The organism is Bacteroidales bacterium, from assembly GCA_023228145.1.
Taxonomy (GTDB): Bacteria; Bacteroidota; Bacteroidia; order Bacteroidales; family CAIWKO01; genus CAIWKO01.
Genome location: JALOBU010000012.1, coordinates 60,945 through 77,424, shown reverse-complemented (window position 1 = coordinate 77,424; position 16,480 = coordinate 60,945). Strand labels below are relative to the sequence as shown.

The following is a 16,480-nucleotide window of genomic DNA, read 5'->3' as shown; positions in this document are numbered from 1 at the left end:
TACCTACTTCCATCTCAATGTCTGGATAAGATGATGCACATCTTCTTTGATAAAATTAATCACAGGTGCAAGAGAATCGTTGTTAGGAAGTACGTTAAAATATAAAGCGCCTCTCAGGAAATGCTTAGTGCTGTCGGTAACCCCGAACTGAAATGTGGATGCAACTCCAACACCGGAAATGTCATATATGATTCCATACACTTTGTTTGTGTCGTTTTCATAATAAGAAGGTTCAATATTATCAGCTTTGGCAATATGTTTGTTCACAAACATGCGCGTGTCTTCAAAATATTGGTAGAGGTCGTTATCTGATATTACCTTTTTATAGCTTAGGTGAAGCATTCCGTTAAACTGTCGGAAATCTAAATTAATCCAAAACGGTTCAGCATTATCTCTTCTGTCAGGTTTTATTGTTGAATATACAGGTCGCTCAAATGTATAAGGGCATATACTGTCAAAAGCCACATACTGTTTTTTTGGCAAATCAATTCTGAAATATCCTTTTGGTTTCGGGACATAATTATTATTGTCGCAAGCAATTAAGAATAGAAAGGTAATTATTATTATGAACTTCTTACTCATAAATTGTGGATTCATTTGCTTTAAGAGTAATTTTTACCCTTTTTATTCTTCTGTTATCTGAGGAAATTATAGTGAACAACAGGTCTTTTAATTCTACAATATCATTATTTTGAGGTATTTTCCCGGTAATTTCAAGTATTAATCCGGCCAGAGAATCTGCTTCTCCCTTGGTTTCTTCAAAGTAATTGGGATTAATATTTATTTTTTTTGCTAGGTCGTTTAGCGATGTTTTGCCGTCAAAAATAAAGTTATTATCGTCAATTTTCCGGCAAAAATACTCATCTGATTCAACGTCATATTCGTCATTAATATCTCCCACTATTTCCTCAATAATATCTTCAAGAGTAATAATACCGGATGTGCCCCCATATTCATCCACAACAATAGCCAAATGTATTTTTTTGCTTTTAAATTCTCCCAGCAGATCACTTATTTTCATATTTTCGGGCACGTAAAAAGGCGGACGTATCAAATTCTGCCACTTGAATCCGGTTTTCATATCCAGATATGGAAGCAAATCTTTGATGTACAAAATACCTTTAATGTGGTCAAATGTTTTATGATATACAGGAATTCTTGAAAATCCGTTTTCTCTGATAAAGCTAATTAATTGGGAATATTTTGTGCTATATTCAACAGCAACAACATCAGTTCGGGGTTTCATTATCTCCGAAACCTCTATGTCACTGAATTTTACAATACCCTTCAAAATTTTTCTTTCTTGTTGCTGTGTTTTAGCGTCAGAGGTTATTTCGATGGCTTCAGAAAGTTCGTCAAAAGATATTTGTTGTTTTTTTTGAGACAATTTCTTCTCTATCGTGCTTGTGGATTTGACCAGAATGGAACTCAATGGATAAAATATTTTCTCAAGTATAATCAATGGCTTGGCCATAAAATGAGCAAAATTTATTGCCTTTTGGCTGGCATAAATTTTAGGTAAAATTTCACCAAAGAGTAGTATTAGTGAAGTAATTACAATAAATTCAAGCAGAAAGCTTAAAACATAATGACCGCTAAGGTCAAATAAATTTACGGTGATGTATGTGGCAATGATAACAATAGAAATATTTATGAAATTGTTTCCTATCAACAATGTTGCCAGTAGCTTCTGAGGGTTTTCCAACAACGTGAATATATGCTGGGCGTTTTTTGTTTTCTTGTTTTTTAATTCATCAATTTTTTTAGGGCTCAATGAAAAAAAAGCCATCTCCGAACCAGACATCAGCGCACTGCAAATAAGTAAAAGAAAAAGAAATATAAATGCAATAATAATCCTCGAAGTTATAGGTTTTAGTATAGCCAGAAAAAAAATTATTGTAAGTAGGTTGGGTAAATCCATTTACGGATTATTCAAAAATATTTATTAAAAAGGAAGGTCGTCGGTTGTCGGATTGTCGGAGCCCACCTCATTGCCTGAACTTGGCGGAAAGCTGGCAGAGGATGAGTCTTCATTATTAACATTATCACTTACAATAGTATCAGAACAACTGCTTTCTTTACGCGATAGGTTAATAATATTGCTTGCCACAATCTCTGTAATATACTTTTTATTTCCGTCTTTATCATCATAATTTCTATAGGTTACTTTACCTTCAACGTAAACCTGCATCCCCTTTTTAAGGTTTTTAGCAGCTTTCTCGGCCAGATAACGCCAGGCGACTATATTATGCCATTCCGTATTGTCAACCCATTCGCCGTTTTTATCCTTGTATGATTCTGTGGTGGCCAAACTGAATTTTGCAACAGGGTTGGTTTCATTTATATATTTTATTTCAGGATCTCTTCCCAAATTACCTATGAGTGTTATTTTATTCAAACTTGCCATAATGTGTTACTATTTTATTGAATTATATGCAAATATATTAAAAATTTTGAGTTTAATAGGCACGTGCAAAAATTACTTTTTGTTCTGATATTTTGCCTGAAAATATACAACTACCTGTTTCTTTTGGATTGTTCAGCGGAATGCATCTTATGGTTGCCTTGGTTTCATCTTTGATTTTTTGTTCAGTTTCCGGAGTTCCGTCCCAGTGAGCATAAATAAAACCACCTTTGTCTTCCAGAACTTCGTTAAATTCTTTCCAGTTTTTCACGTAAGACGTATTATCGTCGGTGTAATTCTTAGCTTTCTGAAAAAGATTTTGCTGAATCTGCTCAAGCATGTGTGATATTTTACTGTCAATATCTGTTAGCTGAAAAACAGATTTTTCCAAGGTATCGCGCCTTGCAATTTCAACTGTATTATTCTCCAGGTCTCTTGGACCAATAGCCAGGCGTATAGGAACTCCCTTAAACTCATATTCAGAAAATTTCCATCCGGGAGTTAAAGTATCCCTGTCGTCAAACTTAACAGATATGCCTTTTTTTTCTAATTCTTTTTTTATGTTAAGGGCTTTTTCACTGATGCGGGAAAACTGTTCTGCTGTTTTAAATATGGGAACAATAACCACCTGTATAGGTGCAAGCTTTGGGGGTAAAACCAGCCCGTTATTATCAGAATGCGTCATTACAAGGGCTCCCATTAGACGAGTGGAAACTCCCCATGAAGTTGCCCAGACATAATCAAGTTTGTTTTCTTTGTTTAAAAATTTAACATCAAAAGCTTTGGCAAAATTCTGGCCCAAAAAATGAGATGTTCCGGCCTGTAAAGCTTTTCCATCATGCATCAGGGCTTCAACACAATAGGTTTCAAGAGCTCCGGCAAAGCGCTCATTGACAGTTTTAATACCTTTTATTACCGGCATTGCCATCCAGTTTTGAGCAAAATTTGCATAAACATCCAGAATTTTCAGTGCCTCTGTCAGAGCTTCGGCTTCGGTAGCATGAGCTGTATGGCCTTCCTGCCATAAAAATTCCGTTGTTCTTAAAAACAAGCGAGTTCGCATTTCCCAACGAACCACATTTGCCCATTGATTGGCCAGAATAGGTAAATCCCTGTATGATTTAATCCAGTTCCGGTATGCATCCCAAATAATGGTTTCCGAGGTTGGTCTGATAATAAGTTCTTCTTCTAATTTGGAGTTTTCGTCAACAACTACTCCATTTCCGTCAGGTGCATTCTTTAGTCGATAATGTGTAACTACCGCACATTCTTTGGCAAAACCTTCAACATGACTGGCTTCCTTGCTGAAAAAAGATTTTGGAATGAAAATTGGAAAATACATATTATAATGTCCCGTATCCTTAAACATATTATCCAACGCAGCTTGCATTTTCTCCCAAATAGCGTATCCGTAAGGTTTAATAATCATGCAGCCCCTTACAGCAGAGTTTTCAGCGAGGTCGGCTTTAATAACCAGGTCATTATACCATTGGGAATAATTTTCTTCTTTTGTAATAAAATCTTTAGCCATAAAAATGTGGTATAGAATTTGTGTTTAATAAAAACGAAACAAAACTAAGTAAAAAACAAAACATAAAATTATAAAACTTGGAGGATGTACCATGAAAACAATAATTAAAATTTCGTTCCTGTTAACAATGTTAAGTTTTGCGCTTTCTTGCAATACAGCATATCAGGCAAAAACCGGATATGATGAAGTTTACGGGTATCAGAAAAATACCCCTAACGAACAGGCAACCATAACAACAAATGACCCCTCTGTAAGGGTAAAACCTCCTGCAAATCCCGATAATTATGGAGAAAGTGTAACGGAAAATTATCAGGATATAAATTATACTGAAAACAGATATTATGATTCGGGAGTTGGAAATGATGATTCCGTTATCAATAAATCTTATGAATACGATTATTCTGGGCAAAATCCCGATTATACCACTTCGGAAACCTACACCGACGATAATAATAATACTTACGTAACTAACAATTACTATTATGATGATTATTATGATTATGAATATTCATCAAGAATTCGCAGATTTTATGATTATAATCCCGGATATAGCTATTATGATGATTATTATACAAATTATTACTGGTATAATTATGACCCGTTCTTTTGGGGTACAAGCATATATGTAGGTTATAACTGGTGGTGGCCTTCTTTCTATTTCCGTCCCTGGTGGGGTTATAATTCCGGCTGGTATAATTATGGATGGAATTATTATGGATACTGGGGTGGTGGTTATTACGGGGGTTACCCTTATGGTTACTGCAATGGATACCACAACGGATATTATAATGGGTATTGGAATGGATATTACAATGGATACTGGGATGGTTATTACGATGGATACTATGGATATAATCCCGATTACTATTTCAATAGTTATGACAATAACTCCTATTATTATGGTCACAGAGAAAGTATTGGAGGTAATACCAATAATAATAACGGAACCAATGGCAACCCTTCTTTCGGAAGTAAATATATTCAGGCTCACATAAATGATGTCGTGTCTTCCGGAATTATTAATCCAAATTTGATTAATAAACCTTCGGTAACACAAAATGCTGGAAAGGGAGTTAAAGAACATTTTGGGAAAACCGTATCCCCAATTAATGTTACAAATAACAATAACATTATAAAGGATAATAATTTAAACAGTGTGAAGCCGGGAGTTACGAATAATATTAATAATGTAACTACTCCTAACAATGCTTCGGGAAATAATTCGATAAATAATAATGTTGTAAAGCCAAATATTAGCTCAGGGAACCAAATAAACTCCAATATAAATAATTACACCAAGCCTAATATAAATACAGGTGGCACACAAGGGAAAACCCCAACTAATGTTAACAATGTTGTAAAACCTAATGTGAATTCCGGGAGCCAAACAAATCCCAATATAAATAACTATACCAAGCCTAATATAAATACAGGCGGCACACAAGGAAAAACTCCTGCTAATATTAACAATGTTGTAAAGCCAAGCACAAATACCGGTACCAGAACAAACTCCAATTCAAATAACTACACAAAGCCAAATTCAAACACAGGCACAAACATAAATCAAAACAAAATAAATAACACCTATCAGAAACCTGAAGACCAAAACAACAACAAGCAACCGTCCACAAATATTAAACCGTATAGTAATCCGAATTACAATACTCAAGTTAAACCTCAACAACAGTATTCAAACCCAAGCAATTATAGTGTTCCTGAGAACAACAAGCAGGATAATAACGTGTATAACAAACCTAACAATTATTCTCCAAGTAATTCAAATAACAATTACTATAAAGCTCCACAGAATAATAATACCAATACTTCTTCGCCATCCGGGACAAAGAATAACAATTATTCAAGTCCTTCAAACTCCGGAAGTAAAAATACTTATTCACCTCCTTCTAATTCAGGCAGCAGGAATAATATTTCATCACCTTCGAATTCGGGGAATAAATCAAATTTTTCTTCCCCGTCAAAATCAGGTGGAAGCAGTAATTATTCATCACCGAGGTCAGGAGGCAGCTCCAATTATAGTTCTGGTTCCAGGTCGGGCTCTTCAGGAAGTAGCTCACCGGGTTCATCTGGAAGAAGATAATTATTGTTTATTAAAAATCTTTATAAAAATGAAAAGAATAGTAATTGTAATCGGCCTTATAGTAATCTTTATTAGTGTTATTCATGCTCAGAATGAAACGGATGCCCTAAGATATTCACAGGTCTATTATGGGGGCACTGCCCGATCCACCGCTATGGGCGGTGCTTTTGGAGTTCTAGGGGGTGACTTTTCTTCTTTAAGTATTAATCCTGCAGGGATTGGTATATATAAGAGCAAAGAAATATCCGTAACCCTTGGCAATTATTTTGTTAAAATGAAATCCGAATATAATAAAAATGAAACGGATGATTTTAAATACAATTTTAATTTAAACAGTGCGGGAGCAGTATTTAGTTTTGTTCCTAAAAAAGAGTCTGTTTGCAAAGCAATACAAATCGGTTTTGGTTTTAATCGTTTAAACAATTTTAATTATAATGGATATTTTGAAGGAGAAAATTACCTGAATTCAATTGTTGATGATTTTTTAAGCAAGGCAGAAGGAACTGTCCCCAATGACCTTTATGAATTTGATGCCAAACTTGCATTTAATACTTTTCTCATTGATACAGCCGGAAGTTTGATACATTATGTGAGCCCAATTTTTATGGGTGGAACATTGCAAAGTAAAAGTATCAGTGTTAGTGGCTCAAGTAACGAAATGGTAATTACTCTTGGCGGTAATTTTAATGATAAATTATACATCGGTGGGACAGTTGGATTTCCTTTTGTAAAATATACCGAAACTTCTTCGTACGAAGAAACAGATATGTCAGATTCTATTCCCGAATTTAAAAAAATGACCTTTAATCAGTTTTTAAACACTCAGGGAACAGGCTTCAATTTTAAATTCGGCATCATATATCGCCCTGCTGACTGGGTAAGAATAGGTGCTTCTATTCACACTCCGACTTTTTATTCTATGAAAGATAAATGGAGTTCGGATATAACTGCCTATTATGACGATGGCACAAAATATTATTCAGAATCCCCGAACGGAGTGTTTGATTATCAACTTAACTCTCCTTTCAGGGCTAATGGCGGATTTGCTTTTGTGATAAGTAAATATGCTTTGATTTCTGCTGAATATGAATATGTGGATTACAGAAATGCCCGCCTGCGTTCTTCTACAGTACGTTTTACACAAGAAAACAGGGCTATTCACGATTTATATACGATGCAATCAAATGTTCGTGCAGGTTTTGAGGTGAAACCCACCCAAATGTTAAGCGTAAGGGGCGGATATGCTTATAATTCCAGTCCTTATAAATCTAACATAAATGATGGTGTAAGGCATACGTTCAGTGGTGGACTGGGGTTAAGATTTGATAAGTTTTTTGTTGACCTTGCTTATTCTTATATAATGTCGAAAGAAAAGTATTATTTATACTCTTCAGTACCCTATCCTGTGAACAACTCTATTGGAGGAAACAATGTTCTTCTTACATTTGGAATGAAATTGAAATAAACCCAGTGTGGTTTGAAATAAAAAATGCAGGACTTCAATCCTGCATTTTTTATTTGGTAACGGTTGCTTTTATCTCGTTATTACAAGCTTACTAAGCTTCCTGTTTTTATCAAAGTTGAATTCAACGAAGTAAATACCGGATTGCAAATGTGCGGTATTGTATGTAATGGAGTTCACTCCGTTTGTGATTTGAGATTTACTTATGTGGTCAACAAGGTTCCCCAAAAGGTTATAAATGTTAATGTTCACATCGGAATTGATATTTACAAAAGATAAAGTTACCGACTGGTTTGCAGAGGGATTGGGGTAAATATTTATATTAGAAACACCTGAAGTTTCATTAATTCCCGTGAATGTGATTGTAACATCCTTCGTAATAACATCCGTTCCACAACCATTTGAAACAGTTAGTTCAACGGTGAAAGTTCCTTCAGTTGAATAAGTATGTGTGGGGTTGGGCAGAGAACTAGAACTTCCGTCTCCGAAATTCCAGGAATATGATGAGGCTACTGTGGATTGATCAGAGAATGTAACAGAAGCTCCGTTCATATTAAATGAAAAATCTGCTGTAGGTTCGGCATCATTGATAAATGCGGTAAGAGCACTGCGTGCGCTGTTGCAGTCAGGTAGTTCAACTTCCCAATCGTAGAAATAATAATAATATCTTCCCGGAGTTGTGCCTGCAGTACTTGTTTTGATTTGCAATAAATTTGTAAGAGTAAATGGATATATATTATCGGCTGTAGATTGGTCGCGCCAAAGATTACTGTAACCCGGAGCAACCAGCTTCAAATCTGTGCCGGCGGGTACATTAAAATTAAGTGTTACGCGACTTTCACCGACCGGAACATTAGTAGCAGTAATTGTTCCGTAGGTCTCAGTCCCTGTAGAATTTTTCAAAGTGATTGTTTTGCTGGATGTGCTATTTGATGTTGAGTAAATTTTTACTGATTTTAAAATAAAGGGCTGATAGGCATCAAATATCAAACCCTGCTCTGCGGTAACATTTTCTGCACCTGATGTTGTTTTATTTGTTCTTGCAGTATATGATGTTCCTCCTTCCACCACATTTTCCACATAGTAGGTAGTTGTGGAAGATAATGTAGGAGTTTGATATGAGTTTCCGGTATTTAAAGGTGTACCACCGCTGGCAACATCATACCAATAAATAGTACCGTCACCCGTTGCTGTGAGAAGAAAACTGGATTCTCCGCAGGATGATGTATCATGAATCAAAGGTGGTGTTGCGCCAACAACGACGTATCCTTCCTGAAAACTAATGTCGTTACCGCATACTCCTGCACTAGCAGTTAATGTAATATCATAGACACCCAGAGCATCAAATTCGTGTATAGGATTTTGTTCTGTGCTTGTTGTTCCGTCACCAAAATCCCATAAGTATGAAATAGCATTCTGGCTGGTGTTTGTAAATTCAACAGACAATGGCGCAGAACAGGAACTTAAATTGTTTGCAGTAAAAGAACTGATTACAGGTAAATCTGCAACGTTTACAGTTCTTTTAATAGTATCATTGGCTCGGTTAGCATCTGTATTTCCGTTTGGTTGTGAAATATACACGGCAAAGTTATTTGAGCCAAGGTTAAACATAACCGAAGGGAAAGTGATGGTATCGGTTTCAAAACTTGCCAAACTGCCCGCCCAGGCAACGGACGATGGTGTTCCGTTCAAAATACTGGTGGCATTTAAGCTCGTAAGTGTGTTTGTCCCGGAATTTCTAATAATAAGCTTGGGTTCGACGGCAACGCCTGTACAATTATACGACAGCTGCGGCTCGAAAAGATTAAGCGCTTGAGCATCGTCAGGATACATTATGTCAATAACTGCAACTTTCCCCTGATAGGGTGTGTAATTAAAAGCTGTAACTGTTACAAGAATACTGTCGGTAGTAGTTAGAGTTGGGAAGGTAATGTTTGCCACTCCTGCAGTAACATAACCGCTTCCAATGATCTGATGATTAATGGTTAAACAGACAAATGCATCGGGGGCATTGCAGTTAACTTGAAAATTTGTTTCCGTCATCATAATGGAAGGTGTATGTGTAACAACCATGGCATGAGGGTCATCGGTTCTGACCATTAATGAAGGGTCCCCAAAAATAGTCCAGGTATCTGTCATGGCAACATCATTATAGGTATCATTCATTTTAAACATACCATTAACCGATAATCCGCCAAAAGTTCTTTTGATATTGTTTACATAGCTTTCCACCAGGATATCAACCATTTCATCCTGTCCTTCCATGGGTGGTTTCCAACTTTGATTTATTGTTGACATCAGAGTGGCAACAGCTCCTTCAGGCTGACTACTGGTGCCGGCCCTGAGCCATGCTTCAGCAAAACAGGTGGTGCTTACAAAGTTACCATTTACACAGGCGACTGACCAGATAAAAGGCCAGACATTAGTATTTGTTAAATTGTTAACATCTGTATTTGAAAAACCTGAGGAGCCCCATGAAGTATTTGAGCCATGTCCAGTATAATTTATGATGCCAGCTCCAGCATTTAAGGGTACCGATATTTGTGTGGGGGTGGGATCACCTGATGCATCACTACCACCCTGGCTACCATCGAAAAATTCATATTGACTTGTATATGTAAAATCCAATAAATCTGTATTAATATTTCTAATGTGCTGATAATCATATTCATTGTCATCTCCTGGCCCCTGATCAGAAGCAATGCCAATACATTTATTGAATAAACCCGAAGTTGTAGATGGTGTTTTTTCATACCTTATAGTTCGGTTTACCTGGATAGCAACATGGTCAGCAGTTTCAGCAGAAAAGCGCCCGACAAAAAATTCCTGATAATGATCACTACCTGTTAAGTAACCATATGTGTTATCGGAACCACCACCTGATACGGTAAAAGTGGGAACCTGTGTTGCATCGCCAATAAGTAATAAAAAGCTGATTTTATTGGTGTTATAATAATTTGTAACGTAAGTTTTTATTGCTGCAGCAGTAGTTCCTGCTGTTGAAACATTTATTATTTCAGTTGGAATACCTATATCATTTTTCCAGTCAACAAAAGGCTGCATAGCCGACATAAAATTACCGTAGCAAATAATCAACATTCTATCGTGTTCGTCAAGAGGAGTGTATTTGTAGTTGGTGTTATAGTTGAGAAAATGTATGTTATAAATATTGCTGAATTCTTTATTGAGTTTTGTTAATGGCTCTGTTCTAATAAAGGGATTGATAACCTGGCCTTGTGTTGGGACAACATTTAAAGATAGATTGTGATAAACACGCAAAACCTTTGTTACTGGGTTATACTGGAAAGGATAAGTTATGACCGTTTGCCCTCTGAAATCTCTAAGGATGTATGGCTCTCTGAGCTCTGCAAGTGTTCCGGGATAAAACTGGTTCTGGCTGTATGCAGGTCCGTAAGTGTATGGTACTGTCGACGGATCAATGTCGCGTGTAAAATTGCCTTTTGATGGAGCAATATCTATGTTCTGATATTCAACATAATTGGAATAAGTTACAACCACATCCATCGCCTGATTATCCGGGACGATAAGAGATGTAGCAGTTTTTGGAAGGTCGGGGGCGCCTGCCTCCAGAATAGGCGTTGTATTTTCGACAGTAATGCGTATTTTTTGTCCCTGTGGTATAGTAACATTTTCGATGTAAAAACCCTTTAACTCAACATTAAAAGCCGAGTTATTTATATCAGCAGCTGTGAGAAGTATTTTTGCAGCCTTGGGAGTTTCTGAGTTGATATTCACCCAATTTTGTGCAAAGGATAAAAAACCAATACAGGCTAAAATAAAAAAGGAAAATAACTTTTTCATAAGGTTCAATTAATGATTACAATTTTTTCAGTTTTGATGATATTATTTCCTTTTAGAACTAATTGATAAATACCTTTGGAATATTTTGAAGAGTTAACCAGCATATTATGGGTTCCTTCTGATTTTTCTTTATTGTCAAGAAAGGTATCCACCAGTTTCCCGTTCAAGTCATATAAACACAGATTAACTTTTGTTTTTTCTGTTAAAGTAAAACCAATGTTGATTAATCCGGACGCAGGATTGGGATAACAAAAAACTGAATTATCATCAGAAGCAATATCTTCAAGGTTATAAATAACTTTAATGGAAGGAGGAAACATGATATAATCAATCCATGCACAGTCTTCTCCTTCAACAGAATAAACGTCTTTATTATAAGTCCATTTGAATGTGTGAGTGCCGTTCGAAACAGGATATTCAACCGTGCTCCACATGACATCAACCCCGTCCCATCTTCCTTTTGAAGTTCCGTCAATAAGAAATTCAAGATAATCGTACCAATAATATGTGCCGCCCCAGTTAGAACCTGGTTCACAGGAAACTTTTTTTACAAACGAAATAGTATCAGGTTGTGAAACCTCAAGTGTGATATATAATTCTGATGTTTGGTTATTTCCTATTTCGCCAGATTTTGCACTGTAAGCTCCTTCGTAAGGGCCAACATTTGTAATAATCCATGGTGCATTCCCGCTCTGCTGCCATTCAAATTTTGTAAAATCACCGGTTTCAAAATCTTCATTAGCCCTTCCGACACCTACATTATAATGATTTGTGCCGGAGTAAGCTCCGGACTGAAGTGTGTACGTAAACTCTATTTCTGCAGTATCAGGCAAAGAAGAAGAAACGGTAATGTCGAATGAGGCATCAGCGGAGCCGGATTTTTGTAATGTGCCGAAATTAAAAACTCCGTTCGAAATGGTAACGTAAGGACTTGTTGTCGTCAATGTTCCTGTAGTTCCCGGGGCATCACTGTGGCCCACATTTGATGATGTTATAACTATTTCCACGTTTTCACCGGGGTCAAAAGCTCCATTACTATTTCCAGCATCGTCATTAATTGAAAAATTACCAATAAGCAGTTCCGGGGCATTGATTTTGAATGAAAATGATGAGTTCCAAACATTACTATTGTTATCTTGAATATTAATGTTAAAATTGGCAATATGTTGATCCGGTATGAAGTTTTGTGTTGAAAATGCATATGCAGAGGCTTGTAAAGATTCCGAATTTGTGTTTATTGTTCCCCATGTTTGTGAATTATCTGTAATGCTGATATAAGGATCCGAAGTAGAAATAACAGCATTGACTCCTTGTGCATCTGCTTGTCCGAAATTCTTTAAAGTAACATCAAGTACAACGCTTTCATTATAATCCACCAGAGAATCTCCGTTAGTACTTAAACTGACATGGTTTTTAGTGTATAAAACATAAGGCCCCGCCGGAGAATCAACAATTACGGTGCCTATATACGGCTCTTTGTTCTGGCATGTAATTACCAGATCCGCAGTTCCGGGAGTTGTAATGGGATTAAGGTTCAAAGTAACATTTCCTAAAGAATCCGCCAGCGAAGCGCCATACAAAACGCCATCTTTTGAAATAGCAGCATAAGCATAAGGAGCATCCGTTGTTATATCAAATGTTGTAACTCCAAGTGGCATTAGAGGATTATAATTAACCGACATTGCGGGTGGCTCTGAATAATATACCATTAATGAAGGGTCGCCCATAAGATGATAAATTTCCCAATAATATGAATCACTTCCGCTGCCTGATTGTGTTACCGCCAGGTTTCCTGCCGAAATCATTTGTCCTTGTGTGACAAACCATTCGCCAAACATTTCATCGTGCTCATGGAATGTGCGGTCGTAGGCACCAAGTTGTGCAGCATCATAAGTAGCATGTAATGGTGGATTTGAGGATGGATAAGAACGGTAACCAACGCCCCAGTAATAATCTTCATCCCAGTATGTGCTGTTAGAACCTCCTATATAGCCCAAGGCCCCTTTACCGGAAGCCCGAAGTAAGGCTTCGCCAAAACACAGTGGGTCGTCAAATTTATTAGTAAGACAGCAATTACCAACCAGAAGAGCATATTTGTGTGCATTGTTTAACGTATTGATATCGCTGATGCTGAAAGCGGGATTAGACCATCCATCCGGGCCGCCATGCGCCGTATAGTTGGCCATACACACTCCGGTACTAACATTTTGTATGATTTGTGAAGCACTGCTCCCTGAAATGGCAAATAAATATGTATGCGAATACAAACCATGAGCAGCATTGAAATATGTTTCAGTACCATAGTTAATTTGTCCGTCTCCATACGTTGGGCCGTTTGAGGCATCCTGCCCGGCAATCATTACACAGGTGTCAAGAAATGTGGTTGATGGCATAGTGTATTGTTCGTATTCCAGAGTTTTTTCAATTTGCGGAGTTAGTTCTTCTGTACTTGTTGCTGAAAATCTTCCATAATATACTTCAGGCAAAAAATCACCGGTATATTCACAATAGTAAAGGTCAGTAACATGTGAGCCCTCTGTCCCGTTAAAAGCGGGGACCTGAGCTATGTCCCCGACAAAAAGCACAAAAGAAGGGGCTGGGTCAGTAGGTGATGCAGCGTTATAAAGTGTTTCAAGATATGTTTTGATAGATGTTGTTGTATTTCCGACTGCAGCATCGTTGGTATAAGCTTCAATAACGGTAAAACCTTTTTTTGTCTTCCATTCTATAAAAGGCTGTAATGTGCTTTGAAACATAGGGTCAGCAACGATTACATATTTTACCGGATACCTTGTAAGATTAGATTTTACAGGAAGTTTTTTGTAATTTAAAATTTTACCAGCAGAAGATTCAAAATAAGGAGAGAAAAATTTTTCTTTATTCGCTATCGTGGCATCATTATCACCATCTTCAAATACAATCTCAATATTTATGGATGTGTAAACACGAATAGTTTTTTGAACCGGGTTATAGTAAACCGGTGAAATTTCTAAAAGTCCTATGTTGATACCCCTCATAGTCCCTTTGGCTTTTACTGTAACTAGTTCGTGTTCAAGAAATTTATTGCTTTGGTATGTAACACCATTCTGTTTAAAAGCAATTTTAGTGGGGTCATCACTTTTAGACAAGGGTGGTTGAGCGGGCATCAGTGGGAAAAAAGCCCCGAAATCCTGTAATTTATATTCTGAATATGTAGAATTGCTGGCGTTTATTTTAACTTTAGCTCCTAACGGAATTTCAATAAGATGCTTTAACACAGGTAATTTTGGTTCGCCTATAAAATTAGAGCATCCATAACCTTTTATGAATAACTCATTAAAAACGCCGGCATTCGTATTGACTTTTAAAGCATTAATATCTGTAAGGGATATCGTATTTACTAATAAAAGTTTTTCGTAAGTATTTTGTTTGATTGTTAATTGGGTTGGTTGTGATTGGCTTTCAGAATAGCACTTATATGTTAGCAGGATAGCTAAGATAAATATAAAATAATGCTTCATTTGTTGTTATTATATGATAATAAATAATTATTCTAATTTACTGATGTAAAATTAGCAAAATATAATATGTTTAAAAATTTTTTAGTTAAATTTAACAGTATCTTAACCGATAAAATGCAAAAAATTTATTCTACAAGAGAAAATCCGCTCATCAATGAAGGTTTTTCGAGTTCCATAATTTTTAAAATTGTGGGGGCCAAATCAGAAAGTTTTCCCGGATTAATTTTTTTATATTTTATATCAAACAAAAAGCAAGGAACGGGGTTGCAAGTGTGAGCGGTATTAGGTGTGTTGTCAGGATTTAGGGCCATGTCTGCATTGCCATGGTCTGCTGTAAGTATCACCGAATATCTATTTTTTAGTGCAGTTTCAATGACTTGTTGCACACACTGGTCAACTGTATTCAGGGCTTTTAATATAGCCTGATAAACACCGGTATGTCCAACCATATCTGAGTTGGCAAAGTTCAGGCAGATAAAATCGTAAGTGTTTTTTTGCAGGGCATCTAATACTTTTGTTACTACTTCAAAGGCGCTCATTTCAGGTTGCACATCGTAGGTGGGAACTTTGGGTGAGGGAACCATTATCCTGTTTTCTCCTTCAAAAGGCTTTTCACGGCCGCCGGAGAAGAAAAAAGTAACATGAGGGTATTTTTCTGTTTCTGCAATTCGAAGCTGTTTTTTTCCCGCTTTGCTCAATACTTCACCAAGCGTCATCTGTAAATCTTCATTGTCAAAAGCTATATGAACATTTTTAAATGTATCATCATATTTTGTCATGGTTAGGTAGTAAAGAGGAATAATTTTCGTCCCTTGCCCGGGCATGTCTGTTTGTGTTAAAACTGTTGTTATTTCACGCAAACGGTCGGTACGGAAATTAAAGCAAAAAACCACATCTCCTGACTGAATTGTAGCCAGGGGTTTATCATTATCATTGGTTAAAACTACCGGGTTAATAAATTCGTCGGTTACGCCATCTTCGTATGATTCCTGTATCGCCTGCAACACATCTTTGGATTTTTTGCCAATACCGTTGACCATCATATCATATCCTGTTTTTACTCTTTCCCAGCGTTTATCCCGGTCCATTGTATAGTAACGTCCGACTAAAGTGGCAATTTTTCCGGCAGAATTTTGCAGGTGTTTTTGCAGTTCGTTAATATAACGGATTCCGCTTCTTGGGTCCGTATCTCTACCGTCAGTAATAGCGTGTATAAAAACTTTTTCAAGCCCGGCTTCTTTAGCCATGTCGCATAATTTATATAAATGGCTTTGCAGTGAATGAACGCCGCCGTCGGACACAAGCCCGATGAAATGTACGGATTTGTCTTTTTTTAGTGCATAATCGTATGCCTCAATTATTTCCTGATTTTTTTCTATGCTTTTATCTTCAATGGCTTTGCTGATGCGCACAAGGTCCTGATAAACCACTCTTCCCGCACCGATATTTAAATGCCCCACCTCAGAGTTCCCCATTTGTCCCTCAGGTAGCCCAACGGCAATGCCAGAAGCATCCAATTGTGTGTTAGCCACATTGGGATTATTATATAAACTTTTTACAAAAGGAGTCTCTGCAGAATAAATGGCATTACTTTTATCATGAGGCCCCTCACCCCAACCATCCATAATTATTAAAATAAGTTTTTTTGCCCTCATGGTAAAAG

At 36.8% G+C, this 16,480-nt stretch carries 9 protein-coding genes; 2 read left to right on the top strand and 7 right to left on the bottom strand.

The window, feature by feature from the left end; genetic code table 11:
* Window positions 1-3 precede the first annotated feature (3 nt).
* The 4 genes from gldD to proS are packed head-to-tail and all read right to left on the bottom strand — an operon-like array spanning window position 4 to window position 3,935.
* Window positions 4-582, bottom strand: a complete 579-nt coding sequence (gldD, locus tag M0R16_07685; GenBank protein MCK9612769.1) for a gliding motility lipoprotein GldD — start codon at window positions 580-582, stop codon at window positions 4-6.
* Window positions 575-1,921 (bottom strand): gliding motility-associated protein GldE, encoded by a 1,347-nt coding sequence (gene gldE / locus M0R16_07680; protein ID MCK9612768.1) that lies wholly within the window; start codon window positions 1,919-1,921, stop codon window positions 575-577. Before gldE ends, gldD begins: the two co-directional genes overlap by 8 nt.
* 24 nt (window positions 1,922-1,945) lie before the next feature.
* Window positions 1,946-2,407 carry a single-stranded DNA-binding protein gene (gene ssb, locus M0R16_07675; protein ID MCK9612767.1) on the bottom strand — a complete coding sequence of 154 codons (462 nt, stop codon included), beginning with the start codon at window positions 2,405-2,407 and terminating at the stop codon, window positions 1,946-1,948.
* A 52-nt stretch (window positions 2,408-2,459) separates the two neighbouring features.
* The gene (gene proS, locus M0R16_07670) at window positions 2,460-3,935 is read right to left on the bottom strand and encodes a proline--tRNA ligase (protein ID MCK9612766.1); all 1,476 of its coding nucleotides are present in this window, start codon (window positions 3,933-3,935) and stop codon (window positions 2,460-2,462) included.
* A gap of 91 nt (window positions 3,936-4,026) precedes the next feature.
* Here proS and M0R16_07665 point away from each other — a divergent pair, with 91 nt between their 5' ends.
* A complete protein-coding gene (locus tag M0R16_07665; protein ID MCK9612765.1) occupies window positions 4,027-6,033 on the top strand; it encodes a hypothetical protein in 2,007 nt (668 codons plus the stop codon).
* Between the two features lie 28 nt (window positions 6,034-6,061).
* Window positions 6,062-7,498 (top strand): outer membrane protein transport protein, encoded by a 1,437-nt coding sequence (locus M0R16_07660; GenBank protein MCK9612764.1) that lies wholly within the window; start codon window positions 6,062-6,064, stop codon window positions 7,496-7,498.
* A 69-nt stretch (window positions 7,499-7,567) separates the two neighbouring features.
* Here the strand turns inward: M0R16_07660 and M0R16_07655 are convergent, their stop codons facing one another.
* The 3 genes from M0R16_07655 to gpmI form a co-directional block, all read right to left on the bottom strand.
* Window positions 7,568-11,317, bottom strand: a complete 3,750-nt coding sequence (locus M0R16_07655; GenBank protein MCK9612763.1) for a C25 family cysteine peptidase — start codon at window positions 11,315-11,317, stop codon at window positions 7,568-7,570.
* A gap of 5 nt (window positions 11,318-11,322) precedes the next feature.
* Window positions 11,323-14,817 carry a C25 family cysteine peptidase gene (locus tag M0R16_07650; GenBank protein ID MCK9612762.1) on the bottom strand — a complete coding sequence of 1,165 codons (3,495 nt, stop codon included), beginning with the start codon at window positions 14,815-14,817 and terminating at the stop codon, window positions 11,323-11,325.
* Between the two features lie 125 nt (window positions 14,818-14,942).
* Window positions 14,943-16,472: a 2,3-bisphosphoglycerate-independent phosphoglycerate mutase gene (gpmI, locus tag M0R16_07645; protein MCK9612761.1), complete on the bottom strand. Its 1,530-nt coding sequence runs from the start codon at window positions 16,470-16,472 to the stop codon at window positions 14,943-14,945.
* Window positions 16,473-16,480: the final 8 nt, after the last annotated feature.

Excerpts from the sequence above, each read along its gene's own strand:
- M0R16_07665 (MCK9612765.1), top strand. The coding sequence starts at position 4,027 with ATGAAAACAATAATTAAAATTTCGTTCCTGTTAACAATGTTAAGTTTT.
- M0R16_07655 (MCK9612763.1), bottom strand. The coding sequence starts at position 11,317 with ATGAAAAAGTTATTTTCCTTTTTTATTTTAGCCTGTATTGGTTTTTTA.
- gldD (MCK9612769.1), bottom strand. The coding sequence starts at position 582 with ATGAGTAAGAAGTTCATAATAATAATTACCTTTCTATTCTTAATTGCT.
- M0R16_07650 (MCK9612762.1), bottom strand. The coding sequence starts at position 14,817 with ATGAAGCATTATTTTATATTTATCTTAGCTATCCTGCTAACATATAAG.
- M0R16_07660 (MCK9612764.1), top strand. The coding sequence starts at position 6,062 with ATGAAAAGAATAGTAATTGTAATCGGCCTTATAGTAATCTTTATTAGT.
- ssb (MCK9612767.1), bottom strand. The coding sequence starts at position 2,407 with ATGGCAAGTTTGAATAAAATAACACTCATAGGTAATTTGGGAAGAGAT.
- gldE (MCK9612768.1), bottom strand. The coding sequence starts at position 1,921 with ATGGATTTACCCAACCTACTTACAATAATTTTTTTTCTGGCTATACTA.
- gpmI (MCK9612761.1), bottom strand. The coding sequence starts at position 16,472 with ATGAGGGCAAAAAAACTTATTTTAATAATTATGGATGGTTGGGGTGAG.
- proS (MCK9612766.1), bottom strand. The coding sequence starts at position 3,935 with ATGGCTAAAGATTTTATTACAAAAGAAGAAAATTATTCCCAATGGTAT.